Source organism: Nocardioides sp. NPDC059952, assembly GCF_042730435.1.
GTDB lineage: Bacteria > Actinomycetota > Actinomycetes > Propionibacteriales > Nocardioidaceae > Nocardioides.
In genome coordinates this window covers 1-25,995 of the sequence record NZ_JBHWLY010000034.1, presented here as the reverse complement: position 1 = coordinate 25,995, position 25,995 = coordinate 1, and the positions used below count along the sequence as shown (strand labels likewise).

The following is a 25,995-nucleotide window of genomic DNA, read 5'->3' as shown; positions in this document are numbered from 1 at the left end:
AGATGTGACGGGCGTCGAGCCAGCCGCGGGAACATCGGAAGCTCGACTGCTGAGCCTGGCGGAAGTTCATGGGCGGGAGACAGTTGCCCACAACCTGCGCTTGTACTTCGGCGCATCGACTTGTCCCGCATGCGCTGCTGATTTGAGTATCGGCGATTGCCTAGGCTGAGCTGATCCGCACAGACCGCCCCGATGAGAACGGCCTCGGTGTCGCAGATCAGTTGTCGGGGAGCTGTCGCACTCCAGTTGGCGGATCACAAATTACACATCGACGTACGGGTCCGGATCGTCGAATCGGCTCGTCTCTCGCTCACGGTGCTGCCCTACAAACGTGCGGTAGCCGACGAGCCAATCGGTGGACTTCCATTCGATGGTGCTGTGGACGGACTCAAGATGGCCCACGCAGAAGTGGAGCCGGCCGCCCAACAGCACCGAGCCCCGCCTCCAGAGCAAGCCCGGCAGCAAGTCGGGGAGGTGACTACGAGTCACCCAGCGTGGTGCTATCGCGCGACCGGTTTCGGTCTTCACGACGCGCCACCAACCCATATACAGAGTTTGGCACGGAGGAACGATCAGCGGGGTGGGGTGATCGCGGAGAGGTCTTGGGGGCGTCGCAGATCAAGTGGCCCAGAGATCGGTGACGTCACGATGTGAGTTGGATCTGACGCTCGCAAGCGTCATGAACTTCAGCCTCGATCTCCTCCAGGCGCCGACCCCATCCACCCGCCACCTCGTCCTCGAGTCCGTAGAGCGCCCCAAGCGGCTCGTTGTGAAACTCGCGCCCGTAGTCGTTCTGCACGAACACACCGGTAACCGCTGTTAGAACCCATCGCCAGCCAGCTTTGCCGTCGAGGTGCATGCGTGCAACATGATCGAACGCAAGCCGCGCCGCTGCGCCGGCCCTGCTGATCGGCTCGACACCGGCATCGACCAGGGCGTCCGGGAGGAGGTCATGCACTTCTCGAATATCGCTGGGGCCCAGAGAAGCGAGCGCGACGATCCCTTCTCCGTCTAGGCCTTGCGCCAGCCAATGCGCCGCCCAGATGGGCACGAGCTCAGTCCGTAGCGTCCCGAGGGTTTCCCAAGCACTAACCAGCGCCAGCGATGGGACGTCCTCTGGATTGGTGGTCACGAGTCCAGACTGGCTGATCCACAATGCTCACGCCATCGGATTCGGCGGCTTCCGTGCACAGCGGCCACGTTGCGGCAGCGCATCCTGGGGCTTGCCCCTGCGGCCATGGCGGATGGTCCTCTACGGCCACGTGATCGCCGACAACCTCTGGACTAAGCCAAGCGACTCGGGGACATCCTGGGGGCATCTGAGCCCGACGAGGAGACCGGAGAGGCCGAAACAGGGTCCCCAACTGGGACCAAACCGTGGTGGACGCAGAGGGACTCGAACCCCCGACATCCTCCTTGTAAGGGAGGCGCTCTACCAGCTGAGCTATGCGTCCAAAGCGCCCCAAGAGTACGCGATCAGGGGCGGGCCCGACGAACCGGGCCGACGTACCAACCCTGAAATGGAAGTTGAGCCGCTGACGTCTCGGGTCATCAGCGGCTCAACACCTCAAGAGTAGATCCCACCCCGGGCATAGAAAAGTCATGTAACCAGCCTGTTAACGGACCTTTGATGACCCGTAAACTACTTCGTCACACCGCCGCGTGGAGCTGGCGGAGATGCTCGTCGAGGTCGCGGCCGTCGGCGTTGTCGTTGTGCACGGCCCACCGCACCAGGCCCGCCTTGTCGACGATGTAGGAGGACCGTCGGGGGGCGCCGGTGCGGTCGTTGAAGACGTCGTAGGCCTGGGCCACCTCACCGTGCGGCCAGAAGTCGGAGAGCACCGAGAAGTTGAGCCGGTCGGTGTCGGCGAACTGTCGCATGGCGTACACCGGGTCGCACGAGATCGCCAGGACCTCGGTGTCGAAGGTGACGAACTCGTCGAGCCGGTCGCGCAGACCGCTCATCTCACCGGTGCACACGCCGGAGAAGGCGAACGGGAAGAAGAAGATCCCCACGGCCTTCTTGCCGTAGAAGTCCGACAGCGTCACGTCGGCACCGAACTGGTCACGCAGGGTGAAGTCGGGGGCCGGTGCGCCGATCTGAAGTCCACTCACAGGTCCAGCATCCCCTTGCTGTCGACGGAAGCGAAATTCATTCCGTCACGTGGGCCCCGAGATGGGGTGATCACCGCTGCGCCAGCTCGCGACGCAGCACCTTGCCGGTGGCATTGCGAGGCAACGCATCGGTCACCACGATCTCTCGCGGCACCTTGAAGCGCGCCAGATTGTCCTTGACCCAGTCCTTGAGCACCGCCTCGACGTCGGCGCCCGGATCGGCCTCCGCGACCAGGACGACGAACCCGCGCAACCGCTTGCCGAAGTCAGGGTCCTCGACGCCGACACAGGCCGCGTCGGCGATCAGCGGGTGGCGCATCAGGCAGTCCTCCACCTCCTGCGGGAAGACGTTCTCGCCACCGGAGACGATCATGTCGTCGTCGCGGCCCTCGACGTAGAGCCGGCCGTCGGGCCCGAACCGCCCGACATCACCGGTCGCCATCAGACCGTCGACGACCTCCTTGCCGCCGCCGGTGGTGTAGCCCTCGAAGAGGAGCCCGTTGCCGACGAAGATCCGGCCGGCCTCACCATCGGGCATCGGGACGCCGTCGCCGTCGAGGATCCGCATCCGGGTCCCCCAGGGCACCTTGCCGGCCGAGGTCGGCGCCTCGCGCAGGTCGACGGGGTCGGCGATCGAGGCGTAGGAGACCTCGGTCGAGCCGTAGACGTTGTAGAGGCTGTCCCCGAACCGGTCCATCCACTCCAGCGCGAGATCGCCGGGCAGCGCCGAGCCGGAGGACGCGACGGCCTTCAGCCGGGAGGCGATCCCCTCCAGGTCGTACGCAGCCAGCGTCTCCTCCGGCAGCGACAGGATCCGCTGCATCATGACCGGGATGACCACGAACGAGTCGGCCCGGGTCTCCGCGAGGGTCGCCACGGCGTCCTCCGGGTCGAACCGGCGACGCAGGATCATGGTGGTGCCGAGCAGCTCGGCGAAGAGCAGGTGGGCGAGCCCCCAGGTGTGGAAGAGCGGGGCGGCGACGAAGCAGCGCCAGCCGTCCTTCATCGGCATCCGCGACATCAGCGCGACCGCCGCATCGAACCCGGCCTCCGGGCGCGGCGCCGACTTCGGCGCCCCGGTGGTGCCGGAGGTGAGGATCACGATCCGGCCGTGCCGCTTCGGCGGCGCCACCGGCCGGGCGTCGCCGGAGACCAGCGACTCGAGCGTCTCACCAGGCTCGGAGGAGTCCACCCACGCGACCAGCCTCGCGGCCGTGGTCGCCTCCGCGAGCAGTCCGGTGAACTCCTCGTCATGGATGATCAGCGCGGGCTGGTCCCGCTCCAGCACCCCGACGAGCTGCGGACCGGCGAAGGCGGTGTTGAGGTAGAGCGCGTCGGCGCCCAGCTTCGCGACCGCCAGGGTCGCGTCGACGAAGCCGCGGTGGTTGCGACACATGATCGCGACCCCGTCGCCCTCCCCGATCCCACGGGCGGCCAGGGCCCGGGCGATCGCGTTGGAGCGGCGGTCGAGGTCGGCGTACGTCAGCGAGCCCAGCTCGTCGATCACCGCGAGTCGTCGCGGATAGCGGTGAGCCAGACCGATGAACCCACCCGCCGGACCGGTGCCCCAGCGCGCCAGCGCCAGCCCGGTCCGGGCGAGCCCGAAGGGGTTGACCGGTCGGACGATGCCCGAGCCGGCGAGGATCTTCACCGCAGAGCCGGCGGTACGTGCCTTGGCAGCCGTTGTCGAGAACACCCCGCGGATTCTAGTGGGACGCGTGTCCCGATGACCATCGGATGTCCATCCACCCAAGCGCCGACGCCTCAGACCGGCGTCTTCGGCGCCAGCAGACGCGTCGCTGCCCAGTCCTTGCTCACAGATGCGGTGGTGGTCTGGGACAGTCCGGCGATCGGCGCGGCCTCGGCGATGTCGGCCGGGTCGACCGCACCGGGGCGGCCCACCTTCGGCGTCAGCAGCCAGATGACCCCACCCCCGACGAGGTCGGTCAGCGCGTCGACGAGGCCGTCGACGAGATCACCGTCGTCATCGCGCCACCACAGCAGCACGGCGTCGACCACGTTGCCGTAGTCGCCGTCGACCAGATCTGCGTCGACGGAGTCTTCGATGGCGACCCGCAGCTCGTCATCAGTGTCGTTGTCCCAGCCCAGTTCCTGGATGACCATGCCGGACTTGAGGCCCAGCCGGTCCGCAGGCCCTGTGGCTGCGGTCGAGCTCACGTGTCGTTCCTCCAAAAGCTTGATGTCCACGCCGCTTGCATGAACTTGGTTGGTGGTAGTCCAGCGGAGAACGCTGGTCCACGCAACCCCACCCGCCTGTCATCCGCTAGATAACGGCGTGTCGGAGGCCTTTCAGGCCCTCGGATCGAGCAGATGGAGCAGTACGTTGCGATCCTGAGCCGTCCCGGCCGACGGGTGTTCGGCGAGGCGCACCTGCGGCCCCTGCCAGTCGTTGGCGGACAGCTCACGGGAGAGCGAGGCGAGGTGGCCCACCTCCTCGATCGAGCCGCTCCAGCGGGCGGGACCGGCGTGGTCGAGCATCGTGGTGGCGATGGTGAGCACGTCCCCGTCGGAGATGAGCTCGACGATCCGGCCCTGCTGCGGCCAGTCGATCAGGGACGGTGCGGTGACCTCCCACCAGGAGCCGCGAGGCTTCACCGACGTACGATGCGTGTGCCCGTTGAGCCAGAGCACGGCGCTCTCATGGCGTGAGACGGTCTGCTCGACCTCGTCGCTGAGCACCCGCCGCGTGCCGCCGGCGCCGCTCATGTCGTTGACCAGCGAGGCCACGTCGTGGTGGCTGGCGATCACCGCGAGCCGTTCGTCGTAGTCGGTGGAGGCGAGCACGGCGTCGAGCCACTCGAGCTGCTCGGCGTCGATCGACCCCTGGAAGCCGCCGGCCGGGTTGACCGTGTCGAGGACGACGAAGGTGACCTCGTCGTTGACGTCGTAGCGGTAATAGGGCTTCCCGCCCGCCTTGAAGCCGTGGCCCGGCGGTTTCGCCTCGTCGTGCACGTGGGAGTCGACGAACTCCTGCAGCGTCGTCTGCCGGCGGCGCCGGTCGGGGGTCACCTCGTACGGCTCCAGCTCGGCCAGCATCCCGAGCGCCACCGGGTCACCCGAGATCAGCCCGGCGATGAGCTTCGCCTTGGCTTCGTCGGTCCAGTGCTCGGGCATGGCGATCGCCTTCAGATCGCCGACCGCGATCTCGCCGATGGCGGAGGTGCCCGGCACGGTGCCCTGCAGCAGCCCGTCGTGGTTGCCGTTGACGGCCAGCCAGGGCACCTCCAGCCCGGGTGAGTCGATCGCGCGGCGCACGGCCTTCAGCAGCCCGGGGACGAGCGGGAAGCCGTGGTCGCCCCGGCGCATGTCGTGCGTCTCGCCCTGAGGGTGCCAGAAGCGCTTGTCCGGCAGCGTGGCGACGCCTTCGTAGTGCAGCATGTCGCCGGAGTCGGGGGTCAGGCGCCCGCCGTCGAGCAGCGTCAGATACCAGTCGAGCTCGTTGTACTGCCCGTTGTCGGTGTTGTCGCCGGTCGCGATCGCCAGGTCGAGCGGGCCACCGCCGATCGGGCCCTCGGTGATCTCGTTGACCGCCTCGACCATCGCCGCGCCGACCTGTGCGGTCAGCAGCTCCTGGGCCCGGTACGTCCCGATCTCGTCGATCAGCTCACGGGTCGTGGCGTCGGGGTCCATGAGCCGGTCCAGCACCTCGACCCGAGCCGGCGACTGGTGGTCGCAGATGTGCAGGTCGGACAGGTGCGCGACGGTCAGCACCGGCTCGCCCAGCTCCTCGGGCTTGCGAGCCAGATCGGTGCGCGAGACATGGCGCTCCTGCGGGCCTTCGGCCAGACGTACGTAGGTGCCCTTCCGGCCTCCCGCGACGATCCGCCCGCTCTCGCTCGTGACACCCATCTACGCCGCCTCTTCTCCTCAGGACCGGCCGCCGCGGTCGTGCGCGAACGATACTCCCCAGCAGCACATCGCGGTGGCCCTGGTGGTGATCGATGGACGGCCGGCTGAGCGTCGTCAGCTGCGATGGAACCGCAGCGTACGAACCTCGAACGCACCGAGACCGAGCGCGACAGCTCCTCCGTCGGTGCTCACCTCGGCAAGAGGATCCTCGACCAGCGAGACCTCACTGACCCGTGCGTACCGTCCGTCGACGCGCAGCTCCCCCTGCGTACGCGCGCCGGCGGACTCGTAGACACGGACGACCAGGTCGCCGGAGCGGTCGGCGGCGAGCTTCACGCTCGAGACCACCAGCCCCTCGCCGGAGACGGTCACGAGCGGCTCGACAGCCTGGGCGCCGGTGACCTCGCGAGCAGGCGTGTTGAGCGCGGCGCCCGCCTCGGTCGCGGCCGCGACATCGGCCCCGATGACCAGGCCGTAGCGGTGGGTCTGCACGCCCTGGTCGGTCTCCGGGTCGGGGAACCGCGGCGCGCGCAGGAGGGAGAGCCGTACCTCGGTCGTCAGGGCCGTCGGCCGGGTGACGTCGAAGCCGTAGGTCGAGTCGTTGACCAGCGCGACCCCGAACCCGGGTTCGGCGGCCAGCACCCAGCGGTGCATGGACGTCTCGAACTTCGCCGCCTCCCAGGAGGTGTTGGTGTGGGTCGGCCGGCGGTGGTAGCCGAACTGGGTCTCGGCGAGCGTCTGTTCGGCGCGTACGTCGAGCGGGAAGGCGACCTTGAGGAACTTCTCGGTCTCGTTCCACTCGGTGCGCTGGGAGATCTCCAGCACCCTCGACCCCGGAGCCAGCGTCAGGGTCTGCACCGTCGAGGAGTCGGCGGAGATCGGTCGCTCGATGACCAGCCCGTCGGGCGTCACCGAGATCGAGGAGACCTCACGCAGGTCGGTGGCGCGGTTGCGGTAGAACCGGTCGACGTCCCAGGCGTCCCACATGTTCGGGAAGTCCTGGTGGAGCTGCAGCAGGTTGGCCTCGGCGCCGGCCGGGATCGCGTCGCGACCGGTCGCCAGGTCGAGCGCCGAGGTGATCAGCCCCTCGGCCGAGACCGTGATCCGGACGAGCTCGTTGCCCAAGACGTACGTCCCACCCTCCTCGACCACGGAGACGACCCCGGTGGGCGGTGCAGCCACCACCGCCCCCGAGCGCCCGTCGGCACTCAGCGCGACCGTGCCGTCGCCGGCGAGAGCCGTGAGCGCTCGCTCGATGAGATCCTCGGCGGCCCTGGCGACCCGCGCATACTGGGCGACCGCCTCCCGGTGGACCCAGGCGATCGACGTACCGGGCAGGATGTCGTGGAACTGCTGCAGCAGCACCTGCTGCCACAAGGCGTCCAGCTCGTCGTAGGGGTAGTCCAGAAGTCCACGGACCGCGGCGGTCGCGGACCAGAGCTCGGCCTCGACGAGCAGGTGCTCGCAGCGCCGGTTGCCCTGCTTGGTCAGGTGCTGCGAGGTGAGGGTGGCGCGGTGGAGCTCGAGGTAGAGCTCACCGACCCAGACCGGCGGTTCGCGGAGCTCGGCACGGGCCTCGGTGAAGAAGTCGTCCGGGTGGCGCCAGGAGACCTGGGCCGAGCCCTCGAGATCGCGGAGCCGGCGGGCCTTGCCGGCCATCTCCCGGGTGGTGCCGCCACCACCGTCGCCCCAGCCGACGGGCGCGATCGACCCGGTGGCGACCCGATTCTCCTGGAACTGGCGCGAGGCCTTGGCGACCTCCGCACCGGAGAGCTGGGAGCTGTAGGTGTCCATCGGCGGGAAGTGGCTCAGGATGCGGGAGCCGTCGATGCCCTCCCACTCGAAGGTGTGGTGGGGGAACTTGTTGACCTGGTTCCAGGAGATCTTCTGGGTGAAGAACCAGTCGAACCCGGCCCGCTTCATCAGCTGCGGCAGCGCCGGCGAGTAGCCGAAGGAATCCGGCAGCCACACCCCGTGGCAGCGGATCCCGAACTCGGACTCGAAGAACCGCTGACCGTAGAGGAACTGCCGCACCAGCGACTCCCCCGACGGCATCGTGGTGTCGGACTCGACCCACATGCCGCCGAGCGGGATGAAGCGACCCTCGGCGACGGCGGCCTTCACGCGCGCGTAGACCTCGGGCCGGTGCTCCTTGAGCCAGGCGTACTGCTGGGCCGACGACATCCCGTAGCGGAAGTCGGGGTCCTCGCCGAGCAGCTCGGTCATCGAGGAGGTGGTGCGAGCGACCTTGCGGATCGTCTCGCGCACCGGCCACAGCCAGGCGGAGTCGATGTGGGCATGGCCGATCGCGGCGATCTGGTGCGCGGACTCGTGGGCAGCCGGCTCCAGAACCCCGCTCAGCACCGAGCGGGCGGCAGCCGCCGTCTCCGCGACCCGCTGCAGGTCGACCCGGTCCAAGGCGTCGTCCATCGCCTGCAGGATTCGCGACTTCCGCGGCCCTGCGGGCAGCTCGACCTGCAGCTCATGGAGCGTCTCCAGGTCGAGGCAGAGCTCGAAGACGTCCTTCTCGAAGACGGCGAGCTCGATGCGACGCGTCGTGTAGAGCTTTCGCTTCGACGAGGTCGCGATGTCACCCTCCCGCGTCGGCAGGAACGGGTGGTGCTCGAGGAGAAGCGGGTTGGCCGCGGCCTCCAGGAAGAGCTCGACCTCCTCACCCCCGACGGCCTCCGACGCCACCAGCACCCACTGGTTGCGTGGGTTGAGGCTCTTGACCGGCTCCCCGGCGGCCGTGTAGGCCAGCGCCTCGCACTGGAACCCGGTCCGGCTGACGTCGAAGCCGAGGTCGCAGACCAGCTCGACCCGCTTCCCCGACCATCCAGCGGGCACGGTCCCGGTGATCCGGAACCAGGTCGTCCCCCAGGCTGGGCCCCACTCGGTGCCGACCTCGACGGGCTCGTACGTCAGGGCCAGCCCGTCCGCGGGAGCGATCGGCTCCCCCGGCAGCTCGTGCCACTCGACGCCGACCGGAGTCGAGAGCGTGTGCACGGCCGGCCAGAGTCGCTCCTTGAGGACCCGGCTCACGCGGCCCTCGGTGAGGTGTACGTCGTCGTGCATCAGTGCTCGTCCTGTCTGTCGTCTCGCCAAGGGTCGGGACCTAGTTGAGCGGTTATATTGCGCGAGTGCCAGCCCTACCGACGCCGCCGGCCCCTGCCCCGTTGCGCTTCGGCGCCAACCACGTGCCGTCGTCCGGCTGGTTCTACTCCTGGCTCGACTTCGACGCCGACCAGATCGCCCGGGACTTCGACGACCTCGTCGGCCTCGGCCTCGACCACGTACGGATCTTCCCGGTCTGGCCCTGGATCCAGCCCAACCGCTCGCTGATCCGGTCCTCGGCGGTCGACGACGTGCTCACCACCATCGACCTGGCCGCCGCCCGCGGGCTCGACGTCTGCGTCGACCTGGTCCAGGGCCATCTGTCCAGCTTCGACTTCCTGCCGTCGTGGGTGCTCACCCACCACCGGCGATCGGTCTTCAGCCACCCCGAGGTGCGCGCGGGCCTGCGCACCTACGTCGACACCCTCGCCGGCGCGGTCGCCACCCGGGACAACGTCTTCGCGCTGACCCTCGGCAACGAGGTGAACAACCTGTGGCCGGCCAACCCGACCACCATCGCCGACTCGCGCTCCTGGGCCCAGGAGCTCCTCGAGACCGCCCGCAGGGCCGCCCCCGGCCTGCTCTGCCTGCACTCGCTCTTCGACGACGCCTTCTACGCGCCCGACCACCCCTTCGGGCCCGCCGACGTCACCACCCTCGGCGACCTCAGCACCGTGCACTCCTGGGTCTTCAACGGCGTCGGCGCGATCGACGCGCCCCTGGGCCCGGCGACGCTCACGCACGCCGACTACCTGGTCGAGCTGGCCGCTGCGTACGCCGCCGAGCCGGGGCGCCCGGTCTGGCTCCAGGAGGTCGGCGCTCCCCTGCCGGAGATCGGACCGGAGAGCGTGCGCGAGTTCGTCACCGGCACCGTCGACCACGTCGCGCAGAACCCGGCCCTGTACGGCATCACCTGGTGGTGCTCCCATGACCTGGACCGATCGCTGGTCGACTTCCCTGATCGGGAGTACGACCTCGGTCTCTTCACCGTCGACCACCGGCGCAAGCCCGTCGCCGAGGCGCTGGCCGCCTCGATCGCCGAGCACGGCGGCCCTCGCCCCGAGCCGGTCGCCCGTCAGCTGATCGAGTGCCCCGTCGACCTCGTCCGCGAGCCCGAGCGCCGTGCCGAGGTCGCCCCCGGCAGCGACTTCCACCGCGCCTGGGTCGCGGCCCGGATCGAGGGGCCGGTCGAGATCGTCCCGCCGCTGGCCTGGCCCGAACCTCAGCGAGCCGAGTAAGCCACCCGGCGGTCGGAAGCCTGGCTGCGCTTCCACGTACGGAAGCTGTCCTCGTTGTTGCCACGGCGCCAGTAGCCGGAGATCGACAGGTCGCCGCGCGGCACCCCGCGATCACGCAGAAGGTAGGGCCGGATCCGCTGCATCGTGACCTCGGCCTCGCCGTGCACGAAGGCGTGCACCCGGCCGAGCAGCCAGGGCAGCTCGCGCACGACGGACTCCAACGGCGGATCGACGGTGGCGTCCAGCCAGCGCACCTCGACCCCGGCCGGCGCCTCGACCTGCTGGAGATGCTCCGCGGAGGGCACCTCGATCACCGCGTAGCCCACCGCGTCGGCCGGCAGCGCAGCCAGCGCCGCCCGGATCGCGGGCAGGCCGGACTCGTCGCCGACGAGCAGGTGCCAGTCGGCGGCCGGGTCCGGAGCGTACGTCCCGCCCGGCCCGCGCACGGTGAGCACGTCACCCGGGCCGGCCGTCGCCGCCCACCGGCCGGCGACACCCTCGTCGCCGTGGTGCACGAAGTCGACCGCGAGGGTCCCCTCGGCGACCGAGGGGTCCAGCGCCGTATAGGTGCGACAGACGCTCGTGCCGTCGCCGACCGGGATCTCCAGGCGCACGAACCGGTCGGTGCACACGCTGCCCTCGAACGCGGAGAGGTCCTCGGCACGGAGATGGACGCGGGTCATCCCAGCACTGAGACGCCGGGTCGAGGTGACCACGACCCGCGTCTCCGGCTTTGTCTCCGGCTTCACCGCGCGAAACATGAGGGGAGCCTAACCTAATTTCCGAGAAATGCAGATGAGGGCCCGCGGACTGCCCTAGAGTTGCGCCGTGCTCTACTCCGCCGGGTTCGAGTTCGAGTATGCCCTGGTGACGGAGTCACCCGACGTAGGCGCGGGCACGTTTCGCGACACGGGCGTCTTCCATGACTTCGGGGATCTCGACTTCGACACCCTCCAACGCGCCCTTGCCGACGGCTCCGGCACCACCGACGACAACCTCGTCCGCGGCGACCTCGGGATCAAGAGCGGCTACTGGTATCTCGAGGGAGACGAGCGCTTCGACGTCGACGGCACCTTCACCTCGATGCTGGTCAAGGGGGTGGAGATCCGCACCCCGATCTGCTCGAGCACCACCGAGGCCGCCGACCGGCTGATCGATCTGCAGGACGACCTCTCCAAGCGCCTCGCTCCCCTCGGCCTGCACCTGGGCATCGTCGGCTTCAACCCGGTCCGTGAGGCGTACGTCCTCGAACCGCCGCTCAACGAGTGGGAGCAGAAGATGCGAGCCGAGCATCGTGAGTACGACCACGCCGAGGTCTCCAACCTGAGCTACGGCCCCGACATCAACCTCTCCTTCCCCGATCTGTCCGCGGAACAGGTCGTCGAGGTGACCCGCCGGCTGACCTACTACAGCCCGTTCATGGTGCCGTTCAGCTTCAGCTCACCGTTCCACGCCGGTCGGGTCTGGCGCGGGCCCAGCAAGCGCACCTACGAGCGCACCTGGCGACGGGTGGCCGCACGCTGCTTCGTCGCCCCGGCTCCGGCAGACGCCGAGCCGACGATGGTCCACCCGCCACGGATCCCGCAGGAGGAGGGACGCATCGAGTTCAAGGCCTTCGACGCCTTCCTCTCCCGCGACCTGCTGCTCGCCGGGGCGGCACTGACGCTGGGCGTCTGCCTCGCCGAGGACCTGCCGGGTCTTGCCGACAGACCCAGCCGCGACCTGCATCAACGCTCCGCGAACGACGCGTTCGCCGACCCCGAGATCGCCGCCGGCGCGCGCGACGTGCTCGCGGCCGCTCGCCGCGCGCTGGCCGGCATGCCGGAGGCCGGCCACCTCGACCCGCTGGACCGGCTGCTGGACGCGGGACGCACCCCAGCCGATAGCCTTCTGGACGCATATTCGCGCACAGGCCTGATGTACCTCCCGGAAGGACTTCGTTGACTGATCTCCCCGCCGACCTGACCGCTGAACTTCTCGTAGAGGCCGACGTGGCGATCTGCGGAGCCGGCCCGATCGGCGCCGCGACAGCCTATTTCCTGGCGCGGATGTCACCGGAGCTGCGGATCGTGGTGCTCGGCGACGATCCGGACGACGACCCCGGCCACGTCTCCACCTACCGCTACTCGGGCGGCAGCATCCGCTGGACCTGGGCCGACCCGGTCAAGCGGGAGATGACCACCGAGACCGCCGAGTTCGTGCAGGGCCTGCTCGCCGAGGGCGTCGACCTGGCCGCGATCGAGAACACCTACCACCTGCTCCACACCGGCGAGCACATCCCGGCGCTCAACATCTCCGCGACCCGGCTCGTCTCCCACCTGCTGGAGCGGGCCTCCGACGCCGGGGCACAGGTCATCCCGGGTGCGGTCGTCGAAGGCGTACGTCCTGACGGCTCGGGCCACCTGGTCGAGACCGCGCGCGGCACGATCCGCGCGGAGCGGGTCCTGTTCGCGCTGGGCGCCGCCAACGCCCGGCTCTTCCCGCAGAGCGAGGCCGAGCTGGAGAAGCGCCAGCTCTTCGTGCTCGACCTCCCCGTCCCTCCCGAGCGGGAGCGGATGCCGCACACGATCGTGCCGGTCGGCGAGGGCTTCGGCTACGCCTTCGTGAAGTCGGTCGAAGGGCACCTGCGGGTGCTGGTCGGCCAGGAGGACATCGTCGAGGACGACGACCTCAGCGGCCCCGTCGACCATTGGGAGACCCTGCTCGATCGTGGCCTCGCGGCCGCACTCCCCTGGCTTCGCGACGCCAAGGTCGAGCAGATCCTGTGGGGTGTCGACATCGCCCAGAAGAAGCTGGTTCTCGACGAGCCCGCGCCCGGCCTGCTCCTGGCCGGATGTGGCAGCTCGGTCCGCTCCTCGGCCTGGCTGGGACGTACGCTCGCCGAGCGCCTCGCGGCTTAGCCGTCGAGCTCGGCCCGGGTCGGCGGGTTGGCACCGGCGCGCGAGACGGTGACCGCCGCCGCCCGGACCCCGTGGGCGAGCACCTCGCGCCGGTCGCGCCCGAAGTCGTCCCAGAGTGCGTCGACGAGGCCCGCGGAGAAGGTGTCGCCGGCACCGATGGTGTCCACGACCGTCACCTTCTGAGCCGCCACGTCGATCCGCTCGGACGCGGTGATCCAGCTGGCGCCGTCGCCGCCGCGGGTCACCGCGACCGCACCGGCACCGAGCTCGAGCAGCCGGGCGGCCGCCTTGTCGAGCCCTGCCCCTGGGTAGAGCGTCTCCAGGTCCTCGTCGCTCGCCTTGACCACGTCGGCGTACGCCGCCGCCCGCTCGATCCGAGAGACGACCTCCTGGCCGGTTCCGGTCAGCGTGGGCCGCATGTTGATGTCGTAGAGGACACGGACGGAGTCGGGCAGCCCGTCGAGCAGCGCGAAGACCGTCTCGGCGCCCGGCGAGAGCACCGGCGCGAGCGAGCCGATGTGGACGAACCGCGGCGTCCCCACCGCGATCTCGCCGAGCTTCCACTCCAGGTCGAAGACGTACGTCGCCGACCCGTCGGCCGTGATGGTGGCCTGCGCGGTCGAGGTGCGGGCCAGCACGTGCGGGTCGCACGCCATCCGGACCCCGGAGCCGGCCAGGTGGGCGGCCAGTGCCTGCCCACGCGCGTCGTCGGCGTAGGAGGCCGCGTAGCGCACCGGACGGCCGAGCCGGCCCAGCGCGACCGCGACGTTGGCGCCGCTCCCGCCGGGGTGGTCCCTGGTCACGCCATCGGCTGTCGTCACCACGTCGACCAGAGCCTCACCTACCACCAAGACGTCAGCAGCGGCATTGTCACGATCCAGGCTGGTCACGGCGGCAGATTAGCAACTCGACGTACGAACGAATTTTCCGGGGTTGACCAGCAGAAACCGCCTACTGTCCAGTAACCCACCGCGGATGGGCAGCCGCTCTCGACCCCGTGCGACCATTGAGGATGTGACCGAACAATCCACCGAGACTGCTGGTGGTCCGCAGGGCCCGACCCCCGCCCAGCCGACCGTAATCCACGAGGGTCTACCGACCCAGCTTCCGGACATCGATCCCGAAGAGACCAGTGAGTGGCTCGGCTCGTTCGACGCGATGCTCGAGTCGAGCGGACGCGAGCGAGCCCGCTACATGATGCTGCGTCTGCTGGAGCGAGCCCGAGAGAAGTCCGTCGGGGTCCCCGCACTGCGCAGCACCGACTACATCAACACCATCCCCTCCGACCGCGAGCCGTGGTTCCCGGGCGATGAGGACATCGAGCGACGCATCCGGGCCTTCATCCGCTGGAACGCCGCCGTGATGGTCTCCTCCGCCAACCGCAAGGGCCTGGAGGTGGGCGGCCACATCGCCACCTACCAGTCCTCCGCGAGCCTCTACGAGGTCGGCTTCAACCACTTCTTCCGTGGCAAGGACCACCCGGGCGGCGGCGACCAGGTCTTCATCCAGGGCCACGCCTCCCCCGGCATCTACGCGCGTGCCTTCCTCGAGGGTCGGCTCAACGAGGAGCAGCTCTTCCGCTTCCGCCAGGAAGTGCAGCACGGCGTCGGCCAGGGCATCTCCTCCTACCCGCACCCGCGCCTGATGCCCGACTTCTGGGAGTTCCCGACGGTCTCGATGGGCCTGACCGGGATCAACTCGATCTACCAGGCGCGATTCAACCGCTACCTGCAGAACCGCGGCATCAAGGACACCTCCGACCAGCGGGTGTGGGCCTTCCTCGGCGACGGCGAGATGGGTGAGCCCGAGTCGCTCGGCGCCATCCGCGTGGCCGCCCGCGAGGAGCTCGACAACCTGGTCTGGGTGATCAACTGCAACCTGCAGCAGCTCGACGGCCCGGTGACCGGCAACGGCAAGGTCATCCAGGAGCTGGAGTCCAACTTCCGCGGCGCCGGCTGGAACGTCATCAAGGTCATCTGGGGCCGCGAGTGGGACCAGCTGCTCGCCAAGGACGTCGACGGCGCTCTGGTCAACAAGATGAACTCCACCCCCGACGGCCAGTTCCAGACCTACTCGGTCGAGACCGGTGCCTACGTCCGGGAGAACTTCTTCGGCTCCGACCCGCGCCTGCGCAAGATGGTCGAGCAGATGAGCGACGAGCAGATCCGCAAGCTCCCCCGCGGCGGCCACGACTACCGCAAGGTCTACGCGGCCTTCGATGCGGCCACCAAGACCGTCGGACAGCCGACCGTCATCCTGGCCCACACCATCAAGGGCTGGACGATCGACGCTCTGGAGGGCAAGAACGCCACCCACCAGATGAAGAAGCTGACGATGGCGGACCTGAAGAAGTTCCGCGACCGCCTGCTCCTGCCGATCTCCGACAAGGAGCTCGAGTCGACCTACGAGCAGACCGGCGCGGCGCCGTTCTTCAACCCGGGTCCGGCATCGGCCGAGATCGAATACATGATGGAGCGCCGCAAGCAGCTCGGTGGCCCGCTCCCCCAGCGCCGGGTCGAGTTCAAGCCGCTCACCCTGCCGGGCGAGAAGGTCTACTCCGAGCTCAAGCAGGGCTCCGGCAAGAACAAGATCGCCTCCACGATGGCCACCGTCCGGCTCCTCAAGGACTGGATGCGTGACCCGGAGATCGGCAAGCGGATCGTCCCGATCGCGCCCGACGAGTACCGCACGTTCGGCATGGACGCGATGTTCCCGAGCGCGAAGGTCTACAACCCCGGCGGCCAGCAGTACGAGTCGGTCGACCGGAAGTTGTTGCTCTCCTACAAGGAGTCCGCGCAGGGCCAGCTCCTGCACGAGGGCATCTCCGAGGCGGGGGCTCTGGCCTCGGCGACCGCTGCCGGCACGGCGTACGCCACCCACGGCGAGCCGATGATCCCGTTCTACATCTTCTACTCGATGTTCGGGTTCCAGCGCACCGGCGACTCGATCTGGGCGATGGCCGACATGATGGGCCGCGGCTTCCTGGTCGGCGCCACCGCCGGTCGCACCACGCTGACCGGTGAGGGTCTCCAGCACGCCGACGGCCACTCCCCGCTGCTGGCCGCGACGAACCCTGCGGTCGTGCACTACGACCCGGCCTTCGCCTACGAGGTCTCCCACATCATGCAGAGCGGCCTCGAGCGGATGTACGGCTCGACCGAGGAGCACCCGCACGGCGAGAACGTCATCTTCTACCTGACCGTCTACAACGAGCCGGTCAGCCAGCCCAAGGAGCCCGACAACGTCGACCTCGAGGGCATCCTGAAGGGCATCCACCAGGTCTCGACCGCCGAAGGAGACGGCCCGAAGGTCCGCCTGCTCGCCTCCGGCGTCGGCTTCCCGTGGGTCGAGGAGGCTGCCCGCATCCTCGAGGAGGACTGGGGCGTCAAGGCCGACACCTGGTCGGTCACCTCGTGGAACGAGCTCGCCCGCGACGCCATCGACGCCGAGCAGTGGAGCCTCAACCACCCCGGTGAGGCCCCACGCACGCCGTACGTCACCGAGAAGCTCTCGGCGACGAACGGCCCCGTCATCGCGGTCTCCGACTACATGCGGGCCGTCCCGCTGCAGATCGCCCGCTGGGTGCCCGACGACTACCGGGTCCTCGGTGCCGACGGGTTCGGCTTCGCCGACACCCGCCCGGCCGCGCGTCGCTTCTTCCAGATCGACGCCGAGTCCGTCGTCGTCCAGGCCCTCCAGGCACTGGCCGAGGCCGGCGAGATCGACGCCTCGTTGGCGAAGAAGGCCTTCGACACCTACCGCATCGACGACCCGACGGCGACGAAGGGCATCATGCAGGAGGGCGGAGACGCCTGAGCGTCTGTCCGTCAGGTCGGGGGCTCGGAGCGAGAAGTTCCGGGCCCCCGGCCGCATCTCCAGGTGGAAGGATCAGCAGTGTGACCAATCAGGCGACCCTCGATACGCGTCGGCGGACGGCGACGGCGTTGCGACGCGCGACCGGCCGGCTGGCGACGGCCGCCACGTCGCGTATGGACGACGCGATGCCGTGGTTCAAGGACCTCTCCGCGAAGAACCGCTCCCTCGTCGGCCTGATCGTCCAGGCAGGCATCAAGGAGTTCGTCGGCTGGTACGGCGGCGGCGCCTCGGCCGACACCGCGAAGCCCGACCTGGCCGCGTCGATGTTCGGCGTCGCGCCTCGTGCGCTGACCGGCATCATCACGCTCCAGCAGACCGTCGACCTCGTCCGCCTCTCCATCGAGGTGGTCGAGGCCAACATCGACCACCTCCTCGGACCCGAGGACGCCGCCGACGTCCACGAGGCGATCGGCCGCTACGCGCGTGAGGTCGCCTTCGCCACGGCCGAGGTCTACGCCCGCGCCGCCGAGCAGCGTGGCGCCTGGGACGCCCGGCTCGAGGCCCTCGTGGTCGACGCGGTCCTGCGTGCCGAGACCGACGAGGTCGTCCTCTCCCGGGCCAGCGCGCTCGGCTGGGACGCCGACCTGCCGCTGTGCGCGGTCCTGGGCCACGCCCCCGACGGCGTCCGCCTCGACGCTGCCATGGAGGAGGTACGCCGCCGCGCCCGCGCCCACGACCTGCACACCCTGTGCGCGGTCCAGGGTGACCGCCTCGTCGCCCTGCTCGGAGGTATCGACGACCCCCTCGAAGCCGCCGAGCGGATCGCCGACCTGTTCGCCGACGGCCCCGTCGTGGTCGGACCGGTGGCGGCCGGGCTCGCCACCGCCGCGGAGTCCGCGCGGGCCGCGCTCTCCGCCTACCGGGCCGCGCCCGGCTGGCCCGACGCGCCACGCCCGGCGCGCAGCCAGTCGTTCCTGCCCGAGCGTGCCCTGGCCGGCGATGCGTGGGCCCACCGCTACCTGATCGAGAATCTCTATCGGCCGCTGGTGGAGGCCCGCAGCACGCTGATCGAGACCCTGGCCGCGTACTTCGCCGCCGGAGGTGGCCTCGAGGCCACCGGTCGCACGCTGTTCGTGCACCCCAACACCGTGCGCTATCGGCTCAAGCAGGTCGCGGAGCTCACCGGGTTCCTCCCGACCGACTCGCGCGACGCTCTCGCCCTGCAGGTCGCCCTGATTCTGGGCCGGCAACAGGACCACTGAGGCCGACAGCGAGGCAACTTGTAGAACCCCTACAAGATTGCGCGATAGATATTCGTTGCCACTGAAGGTGAACCGACACCCCTCCAGACGGGAACATCGTTGCGTGCTCGTCATTGTCGCCCCAGGACAAGGTGCTCAGACACCAGGATTCCTCACCCCGTGGCTGGAGGACCCCGCTTTTGCCGCTCGTATGGAGTGGCTCTCAACCGTCGCAGGCATCGACCTGATCGACTACGGCACCAATGCCGACGCAGAGACCATCCGCGCCACCGAGATCGCCCAGCCGCTGCTGGTCGCCACCGGCCTGGTCGCGGCGCTCCAGCTCTTCCCGCAGCCCGCGGACGCCTTCTCCAAGATCGGCGCCGTCGCCGGCCACAGCGTCGGTGAGATCACCGCCGCCGCGGGCGCGCGCGCGATCAGCGCGGAGCAGGCGATGGTGCTCGTCCGCGAGCGGGGCAAAGCCATGGCCGACGCCGCCGCGAAGACGCCGACCGGCATGACCGCGGTCCTCGGCGGCGTCCGCGAGGAGGTGCTGGCCGCGATCGAGAAGCACGGCCTCACCCCCGCCAACGACAACGGCCCCGGCCAGATCGTCGCCGCCGGCACCCTCGAGCAGCTCGAGGCCTTCGCCGCCGATCCTCCCGCCAAGGCCCGGCTGATGCCGCTCAGCGTCGCCGGCGCCTTCCACACCAAGCACATGGAGCCCGCCGTCGGTCACCTCGCCCGGTTGGCCCAGAGCGTCTCGACCCACGACCCGCGCACCCGCCTGATCAGCAACAAGGACGGCCAGATCGTCCACGACGGCGCCAAGGCGCTGGACCGGATCGTCGGCCAGATCGCCAACCCGGTGCGCTGGGACCTCTGCCTCGACACCATGTCCGACATCGGCGTGACCGGCATCTTGGAGATGCCGCCGGCCGGCACCCTGACCGGGATCGCCAAGCGTGCCCTCAAGGGTGTCGAGACCTTCGCCCTGAAGACTCCCGACCAGCTCGAGGACGCCCGCGCGTTCGTCGAGAAGCACGGCGAGGCCAACCCGATCGAGACCACGCCGACCTGGCGGATGGTCGTCTCCCCGTCCAAGGGCACCTTCAAGCTCTCCGAGACCGTGTCCGGGATCGACGTGATCCCGGCCGGCGCCGAGATCGGCGCCATCGCCAGCCTCCGTGACACGATTGCGATCACCTCGGCCCACGGCGGCGAGGTCATCGAATGGCTCGTCGAGGACGGCGACCTCGTTTCCCCCGGTCAGCCGCTGCTGCGTCTGCACCCGACAGGAGTCCAGCACTCGTGATCTCAGCCCCGACAGGTTCCCCGCACGCCCGCATCCTCGGCGTAGGCGGCTATCGCCCGACCCGGGTGGTCCCCAACAGCGAGATCGTCGACCTCATCGACTCCTCCGACGAGTGGATCCGCACCCGTTCCGGCATCACCGAGCGTCGCTGGGCGGGCGAGGAGGAGACCGTGCAGATGATGTCGGTCGCCGCCTCCCGCAAGGCGCTCGAGCACGCCAAGATCGACATCGACCAGATCGACTGCGTCATCGTCGCCACCGTCAGCCACCTGCGCCAGACCCCCGCGGTCGCCGCGCTGATCGCCGACGAGCTCGGCGCCGACCACCCGGCCGCCTTCGACGTCTCGGCGGCCTGCGCCGGCTTCTGCCACGGCATCGCGATGGCCAGCGACTTCGTACGCGGCGGCAGCGCCCGTCACGTACTCGTCATCGGTGTCGAGCGCCTCTCCGACATCACGAACCCGCACGACCGTGGCACCGCCTTCATCTTCGCCGACGGCGCGGGCGCCGCTGTCGTGGGCCCGAGCGAGGAGCCCGGGATCGGTCCGGTCGTGTGGGGTTCCTCGGGCGACAAGGCCGACCACATCCAGACCCCCGACTGGTTCGAGGCGAACGAGGCCAAGGAGACTCCCTGGCTGACGATGCTGGGCAACCCCGTCTTCCGCTGGGCCTCCTACGCCATGGCCAAGGTCGGGCAGGAGGCGCTCGACAAGGCCGGCATCACGGCCGACGAGCTCGACTGCTTCGTCCCGCACCAGGCCAACATGCGCATCGTCGACGCCCTGGCCCGCTCCATGAAGCTGCCGGAGTCGGTCAAGATCGCCCGCGACATCGCCACCATGGGCAACACGTCGGCCGCCTCGGTCCCGCTTGCCCTTGAGCGGATGATCGAGGAGGGTCAGGCTGAGTCGGGCGACACCGCCCTGCTCATCGCGTTCGGTGCCGGTCTGGTCTACGCAGCCCAGGTCGTCGTCGTTCCGTAGTCCCGCACCACCCCAGAGTTTCACCACACAGAAATCCGAGAGGAAGCACCACACATGGCCACCACCGAAGAGATCCGCTCCGACCTCGCCGAGATCGTCAACGAGGTCGCCGGCATCGATGTCGACGACGTCCAGCTCGACAAGTCCTTCGTCGATGACCTCGACGTCGACTCGCTGTCCATGGTCGAGGTCGTCGTCGCTGCCGAGGAGAAGTTCGGCGTATCCATCCCCGACGACCAGGTCAAGAACCTCAAGACCGTTGGCGACGCGGTGAGCTTCATCGAGAAGGCTTCCGCGAACGCCTGACGCGCCCCGGCGGCTCGGCCAACCCTCCCAGGCCGAGCCGCCGGACCTGCTTCACCTGACCCAACGCGCCAACACCTCACACGGAGAGCACATGAGCAGCCGCACCCGAGTCGTCGTCACCGGACTTGGCACCACCAACCCGGTAGGCGGAGATGTAGCCACCACCTGGGATGCCTTGATCGCCGGCCGCTCCGGCATCCGCGAGCTCACCGAGGAGTGGGCCCAGGACCTTCCCGTACGCATCGCCGGCCGTGTCGCCGTCGAGCCGTCCGAGGTCCTGGAGAGGGTCAAGGCCCGACGCCTGGACCGCTCCGCGCAGTTCGCCGTGGTCGCCGCGGCCGAGGCCTGGAAGGACGCCGGCTTCGAGGGCACGGCCACCGAGGCCGGACTCGACGGTGAGCGCCTCGGTGTCGCTGTCGCCACCGGTATCGGCGGCGTCACCACCCTGCTCGACAACTACGACACGCTCCTGGCCAAGGGGCCGCGCCGGGTCAGCCCGCTGGCCGTCCCGATGCTGATGGCCAACGCCTCGGCAGCCAACATCTCGTTGATCTACGGCGCCCGCGCCGCGGCTCAGACCCCGATCTCCGCCTGTGCCTCCGGTTCCGAGGCGATCGTCCTGGCCGCCGACCAGATCCGTCTGGGCCGCGCCGACGTCGTGCTCGCCGGTGGCACCGAGGCCGCGATCCACCCGCTGCCGATGGCTGCCTTCGCCAACATGATGGCGCTGTCCAAGACCGCCTCCGGCCCCGATGGTGGCGACCCGACCGCGGTCAGCCGTCCCTGGGACACCGGCCGCGACGGCTTCGTGCTCGGTGAGGGCGCCGGCATCGTCGTGCTCGAGACGCTCGAGCACGCCCAGGCCCGCGGCGCCCGGATCTACGCCGAGGTCCTCGGCGCCGGTGTGACCGCCGACGCCCACGACATCGCCCAGCCCGACCCCGAGGGTCGTGGCGGCAGCCGCGCCATCAAGCGCGCGCTCGAGGACGGCGACATCGACCCGAGCACCATCGTCCACGTCAACGCCCACGCGACCTCGACCCCTCAGGGCGACATCGCCGAGGGCCTGATGCTCCACGCCACCCTCGGCAACCACGTCGAGAACGTCGTGGTCACCTCGACCAAGTCGATGACCGGCCACCTGCTCGGTGGTGCCGGGGCTCTCGAGACCGTCGCGACCGTCCTGGCGATCCACCACCGCCAGTCGCCGCCGACGATCAACCTCGACAACCTCGACCCCGCGGTCGAGCTCGACATCGCCACCAAGGCCCGCGACCTGCCGGTCGGCGACATCGCGGCCCTCAACAACTCCTTCGGTTTCGGTGGCGCGAACGTCGCGGTCGTCTACGGAAGCATGTAGGCCATGTCCGGCCGCCAGGACACCGGCTGCGCGCCGCCCAGCGTGCTCCCTGGCGGCGTTGTCGCCGCTCGAAAGAACCCCACTCTGCCGTCGCGACGAGGTCTGAACGACGTGGCCCGTGCCAGCGCTCACGCTGGACGACGCGCGCTCGGCGCCGATCGACAGGACATGGCCTGATGACCATCACCGCCCCCGCACCTGCTCCCGCGGGGAAGCAGAAGCTTCCTCGCGACCAGGACCCCCGTCACCCGCTGACCCGCCTCCGGGCGCTCTTCGACGAAGGCACCGCCCAGCTCATCTCCCCCGACGACGAGTCCGGCATGCTGGCCGCCGTCGGCGAGGTCGACGGCACCCGGGCGGTCGCCTTCTGCTCGGACGCCACCGTCATGGGCGGCGCGATGGGCGACCTCGGCTGCCGCGTGGTCGTCGACGCCTACCACCGTGCGATGACCGACGGCATCCCGATCATCGGCCTGTGGCACTCGGGCGGGGCCCGGCTGGCCGAGGGCGTACTCTCGCTGCACGCGGTCGGCCGCATCTTCCACGCGATGACGCAGGCCAGCGGCAAGATCCCGCAGATCTCGGTCGTGCTCGGCCCGGCCGCGGGCGGCGCCGCCTACGGTCCGGCCCTCACCGACGTCGTCATCCTCGGCCCCGAGGGCCGCATCTTCGTGACCGGTCCCGACGTCGTACGCTCCGTCACCGGCGAGGACGTCGACATGCTCCGCCTCGGTGGGCCCGAGCCGCACGGGCGCCGCTCCGGCGTCGTGCACATCCTCACCGAGTCCGAGCGCGAGGCGCTCGACAAGGCCCGCACGGTCACCTCACTCCTCGGCTCCCAGGGTGGCCTCGACGTCGCCGCGGTCGAGGACAAGGACCTCGCCGAGCAGCTGCCCGAGTCGAAGAAGCGCGCCTACGACGTGCACCCGCTGGTCGAGAACATCCTCGACGAGGGCACCGCGCAGGAGCTGCACGCTCGCTGGGCCCCCAACATCGTCACCGCGCTGGGTCGCTTCGGCGGCCGCACCGTCGGCGTCGTCGCCAACAACCCGCTGCGGCTCGGCGGCTGCCTCGACTCCCTCTCCGCGGAGAAGGCCTCCCGGTTCGTACGCCTCTGCGACGCCCTCGGCGTCCCGCTGATCGTCGTCGTCGACGTCCCCGGCTACCTACCAGGCGTCGGCCAGGAGTGGGACGGGGTCGTACGCCGCGGCGCCAAGCTCCTGCACGCCTTCGGGGAGTGCGTGGTACCTCGGGTCACCCTGGTGACCCGCAAGACCTACGGTGGCGCCTACATCGCCATGAACGCCCGTTCGCTCGGCGCCACCAAGGTCTTCGCCTGGCCGGGCGCGGAGGTCGCGGTCATGGGCCCGGTCGCCGCGATCCGCATCCTGCACCGCCGCAAGCTCGCCGAGGTCGCCCCCGACCTCCGTCCTCAGGTCGAGGCGGAGCTCGCGGCCGAGCACGAGCGCCTCGCCGGCGGTGTCGACAAGGCTGTGGAGATCGGTGTCGTGGACGAAGTCATCGAGCCGTCGGCGACCCGCGGGGCGATCGCGGCCGCCTTCGAGGAAGCGATCCAGACCGTCGGCGTTCGCCGCGGGGCTCACGGCAACATCCCACTCTGACCGACACCGTTCAGACACAGACTGAGGCCCCGGAGCTCGCGCTCCGGGGCCTCAGTCGTCGTCGGCCGTGCTCTGCGGCTGACGGGTCGCTCAGACGACCTGGTGCAGCCAGCGTACGGGGGCGCCTTCCCCTGCGTGACGGAACGTCTCCAGCTCGTCATCCCACGGCTTGCCGAGGAGCTTGTCGACCTCGAGCTCGAGCGTGGTGTCACCGAGGGCGGCCTTGACGACCGCGGCCTTGAGCCGGTCCTCGGGGATCATGATGTCTCCGTGCAGCCCGGTGACGGCGTGGAAGACGCCGAGGTCGGGGGTGAAGGAGTAGCGCGCACCCTCGGAGGTCGACGTGCCGTCCTCGGTGACTTCGAAGCGCAGGTGCGTCCATCCCTTCAGCGCCGACGCGATCGCCGCCGCGGAACCGACCGCACCGGACCAGAAGAGCTCGGCTCGGTAGGTGCCGGCTTGGGCGGGCTGCGCCGTCCAGTCGAAGTTCACCGGCGCGCCTAGCACCCCCGCGACGGCCCATTCGATGTGAGGGCAGAGCGCGGAGGGAGCCGAGTGCACGAACACAACGCCTCGTGCGATGCCACGCGAGGCGCTCGGGTCCTTGATCTGAGTGGTCACCGAATATCTCCTTCGTTGCGGCGCGAGCTACGCCTTCCCCAGCGGGCTCGATCGTGCGTGAAGGACACGCTTCGGTGGATCACAAGCATGTAGTTGTACTTCTATTCTTACCTACCGCGCCCAGGATCTCCAGTATCGAAGCAAAACGGGCAGTGGCGACCGGCATGGCTGCCGATCGCCACTGATGGCGCGTTCGAGGCGGACGTCAGTCCCTCTCGACCGTCTTCTCGAGCGCCTCGGCCCGCGCCGCAGCGTCGGTGATCTCCTCGGAGTCGATCGCGTAGGTGCGGTGGAACCAGGTCAGCGCGTCCTTGTCGCGGCCGGCCTCCTGGAGCGTGTCCGCGTACGCGTATCGCAGCCGCACGACCCAGGATTCCCGGCTCTTGTTGTTGAGCGGCGACTGCTCGAGGATCCGCAGAGCTGCGTCGAACTGACCCATGTCTCGACGAGCGCCGGCCTCGACGATCGTCATCTCTGCCTTCGCCGGTGCATCGAAGTTCGCCACCGAGGGGCTGTGCGCGAGCTTGATCGCCTGCTCGGGCTGGCCGAGCGCACGGTGGCAGTCAGCCATGATCGGCAGGTACGCCGTCGCGCCGTTCATCCGCTTGGCCGCGCGAAGCTCGGCGAGCGCCTCGGAGTAGTGCCCGGCAGCGTACGCAGCCTCACCCAGCGCCTCGCGAATCACAGCGATCCGCTGCGTACGCGACTTCGCCGCCTTGGCGTGCTGATAGGCGAGCTCAGGGTCAGAGTCGATGAACATGTCGGCAGCGACCAGGTGGCGAGCGATCCGCGCCGCCAGCTTCTCGGGCAGGCCTCGCAGCTGAGCCGAGATAGCACGGTCGAGCTCCTTGCCCGTCACCTCTTCCGGCAGCTCCGGACCGTCGTAGATCCGCTGATCCGCCGTACGCTCCTCACGCGGCTCGTCGAAGCGGCGCTGCGGCCTGCCACCAGGCTTGCCGCCACGGTCCTTGGAGTAACCGCCCTTGCGGTCGCTGCTACCGCCACGCTTCGGGCCGTCGGAGCGCTTCGGACCGTCAGAGCGGCTGCCGTCGCGAGGGCCGCTGCGCCCGGTCGACGGCTTGCCGTCCCGACGCTCGTCTCCTCCGCGGCCACCGTCACGACGCTGCTCGCCGCCACGGCCACCTCCGCCATCACGGCGATCGCTGCTACGACCAGCCCCCGGCCGACCGCCACTCGGTCGACCAGCGCTCGGCTTACCGTCACCCGATCGGCCGCCACGGCCACCCGTGGATGAACCAGAGCTCTTCGGACGCCCGGGGCGTCCGGCGGGCTTACCGCCTCTGTTGCTACGGCGCTCGTCAGCCATAGCTGCCTTCCTCACTGCTGCTTACCGCAGCCGACTTCGAACGATCCGCAGACCAGTTCGCTAGTAAAAGCAGTAGAGGCCGCCCCAAAGGGGCGGCCTCTACCTGAAATTTTGTCCGGCGGCGTCCTACTCTCCCACAGCCTCTCGGTTGCAGTACCATCGGCGCT

Annotated in this window: 20 protein-coding genes and 1 tRNA gene; 10 read left to right on the top strand and 11 right to left on the bottom strand. The window is 69.5% G+C overall.

Annotation, left to right across the window (positions count from 1 at the left end; genetic code table 11):
* Nucleotides 1–643: 643 nt before the first annotated feature.
* The 7 genes from ACFV9G_RS16655 to ACFV9G_RS16625 form a co-directional block, all read right to left on the bottom strand.
* Nucleotides 644–1,132, bottom strand: a complete 489-nt coding sequence (locus ACFV9G_RS16655) for a hypothetical protein (protein WP_378728599.1) — start codon at nt 1,130–1,132, stop codon at nt 644–646.
* 246 nt (nt 1,133–1,378) lie between these two features.
* Nucleotides 1,379–1,454, bottom strand: a tRNA-Val gene (locus ACFV9G_RS16650).
* 196 nt (nt 1,455–1,650) lie between these two features.
* Complete coding sequence (locus ACFV9G_RS16645; RefSeq protein WP_378728598.1) at nt 1,651–2,115, bottom strand: peroxiredoxin; 465 nt, start codon at nt 2,113–2,115, stop codon at nt 1,651–1,653.
* 70 nt (nt 2,116–2,185) lie between these two features.
* Nucleotides 2,186–3,811 carry an AMP-binding protein gene (locus tag ACFV9G_RS16640; RefSeq protein ID WP_378728597.1) on the bottom strand — a complete coding sequence of 542 codons (1,626 nt, stop codon included), beginning with the start codon at nt 3,809–3,811 and terminating at the stop codon, nt 2,186–2,188.
* A gap of 68 nt (nt 3,812–3,879) precedes the next feature.
* Nucleotides 3,880–4,293, bottom strand: a complete 414-nt coding sequence (locus ACFV9G_RS16635; RefSeq protein WP_008358178.1) for a DUF3052 domain-containing protein — start codon at nt 4,291–4,293, stop codon at nt 3,880–3,882.
* 132 nt (nt 4,294–4,425) lie between these two features.
* Nucleotides 4,426–5,985, bottom strand: a complete 1,560-nt coding sequence (locus ACFV9G_RS16630) for a TIGR03767 family metallophosphoesterase (RefSeq protein WP_378728596.1) — start codon at nt 5,983–5,985, stop codon at nt 4,426–4,428.
* A gap of 114 nt (nt 5,986–6,099) precedes the next feature.
* The gene (locus ACFV9G_RS16625; RefSeq protein WP_378728595.1) at nt 6,100–9,060 is read right to left on the bottom strand and encodes an alpha-mannosidase; all 2,961 of its coding nucleotides are present in this window, start codon (nt 9,058–9,060) and stop codon (nt 6,100–6,102) included.
* Nucleotides 9,061–9,125: 65 nt separating this feature from the next.
* On the opposite strand from ACFV9G_RS16625, the gene ACFV9G_RS16620 reads away from it, so the two are divergent.
* On the top strand, nt 9,126–10,337 hold the full coding sequence (locus ACFV9G_RS16620) for a glycosyl hydrolase (protein ID WP_378728594.1): 1,212 nt from the start codon (nt 9,126–9,128) through the stop codon (nt 10,335–10,337).
* Here the strand turns inward: ACFV9G_RS16620 and ACFV9G_RS16615 are convergent.
* On the bottom strand, nt 10,322–11,098 hold the full coding sequence (locus ACFV9G_RS16615; protein WP_378728593.1) for a siderophore-interacting protein: 777 nt from the start codon (nt 11,096–11,098) through the stop codon (nt 10,322–10,324). The genes ACFV9G_RS16620 and ACFV9G_RS16615 overlap by 16 nt on opposite strands.
* Before the next feature lie 67 nt (nt 11,099–11,165).
* Between ACFV9G_RS16615 and ACFV9G_RS16610 the strand changes: the two genes are divergently transcribed.
* On the top strand, nt 11,166–12,281 hold the full coding sequence (locus ACFV9G_RS16610; RefSeq protein WP_378728592.1) for a glutamate-cysteine ligase family protein: 1,116 nt from the start codon (nt 11,166–11,168) through the stop codon (nt 12,279–12,281).
* Nucleotides 12,278–13,237 (top strand): NAD(P)/FAD-dependent oxidoreductase, encoded by a 960-nt coding sequence (locus tag ACFV9G_RS16605; RefSeq protein ID WP_378728591.1) that lies wholly within the window; start codon nt 12,278–12,280, stop codon nt 13,235–13,237. The genes ACFV9G_RS16610 and ACFV9G_RS16605 overlap by 4 nt, the downstream gene beginning before the upstream one ends.
* Here ACFV9G_RS16605 and ACFV9G_RS16600 read toward each other — a convergent pair.
* A complete protein-coding gene (locus ACFV9G_RS16600; protein WP_378728590.1) occupies nt 13,234–14,127 on the bottom strand; it encodes a carbohydrate kinase in 894 nt (297 codons plus the stop codon). The genes ACFV9G_RS16605 and ACFV9G_RS16600 overlap by 4 nt on opposite strands.
* 85 nt (nt 14,128–14,212) lie before the next feature.
* Between ACFV9G_RS16600 and aceE the strand changes: the two genes are divergently transcribed.
* From aceE to ACFV9G_RS16565, 7 genes are all read left to right on the top strand, one after another.
* Nucleotides 14,213–17,053 (top strand): pyruvate dehydrogenase (acetyl-transferring), homodimeric type, encoded by a 2,841-nt coding sequence (aceE, locus tag ACFV9G_RS16595; RefSeq protein ID WP_378728589.1) that lies wholly within the window; start codon nt 14,213–14,215, stop codon nt 17,051–17,053.
* Nucleotides 17,054–17,133: 80 nt separating this feature from the next.
* Complete coding sequence (locus tag ACFV9G_RS16590) at nt 17,134–18,315, top strand: PucR family transcriptional regulator (RefSeq protein ID WP_378728588.1); 1,182 nt, start codon at nt 17,134–17,136, stop codon at nt 18,313–18,315.
* Between the two features lie 103 nt (nt 18,316–18,418).
* On the top strand, nt 18,419–19,609 hold the full coding sequence (locus tag ACFV9G_RS16585) for an acyltransferase domain-containing protein (RefSeq protein ID WP_378728587.1): 1,191 nt from the start codon (nt 18,419–18,421) through the stop codon (nt 19,607–19,609).
* Complete coding sequence (locus ACFV9G_RS16580; protein ID WP_357341078.1) at nt 19,606–20,592, top strand: beta-ketoacyl-ACP synthase III; 987 nt, start codon at nt 19,606–19,608, stop codon at nt 20,590–20,592. Before ACFV9G_RS16585 ends, ACFV9G_RS16580 begins: the two co-directional genes overlap by 4 nt.
* A 54-nt stretch (nt 20,593–20,646) precedes the next feature.
* Nucleotides 20,647–20,898, top strand: a complete 252-nt coding sequence (locus ACFV9G_RS16575) for an acyl carrier protein (RefSeq protein ID WP_378728586.1) — start codon at nt 20,647–20,649, stop codon at nt 20,896–20,898.
* Between the two features lie 91 nt (nt 20,899–20,989).
* Nucleotides 20,990–22,258, top strand: a complete 1,269-nt coding sequence (locus ACFV9G_RS16570) for a beta-ketoacyl-[acyl-carrier-protein] synthase family protein (RefSeq protein WP_378728585.1) — start codon at nt 20,990–20,992, stop codon at nt 22,256–22,258.
* Between the two features lie 176 nt (nt 22,259–22,434).
* The gene (locus ACFV9G_RS16565) at nt 22,435–23,880 is read left to right on the top strand and encodes an acyl-CoA carboxylase subunit beta (protein WP_378728584.1); all 1,446 of its coding nucleotides are present in this window, start codon (nt 22,435–22,437) and stop codon (nt 23,878–23,880) included.
* Nucleotides 23,881–23,970: 90 nt separating this feature from the next.
* Here the strand turns inward: ACFV9G_RS16565 and ACFV9G_RS16560 are convergent, their stop codons facing one another.
* Together ACFV9G_RS16560 and ACFV9G_RS16555 are read right to left on the bottom strand one after the other, a co-directional pair.
* Complete coding sequence (locus tag ACFV9G_RS16560; RefSeq protein WP_176884297.1) at nt 23,971–24,462, bottom strand: DUF3145 domain-containing protein; 492 nt, start codon at nt 24,460–24,462, stop codon at nt 23,971–23,973.
* Nucleotides 24,463–24,706: 244 nt separating this feature from the next.
* Entirely contained in the window at nt 24,707–25,828 is a 1,122-nt protein-coding gene (locus ACFV9G_RS16555) for a tetratricopeptide repeat protein (protein WP_378728583.1), read from the bottom strand.
* Between the last annotated feature and the right edge of the window lie 167 nt (nt 25,829–25,995).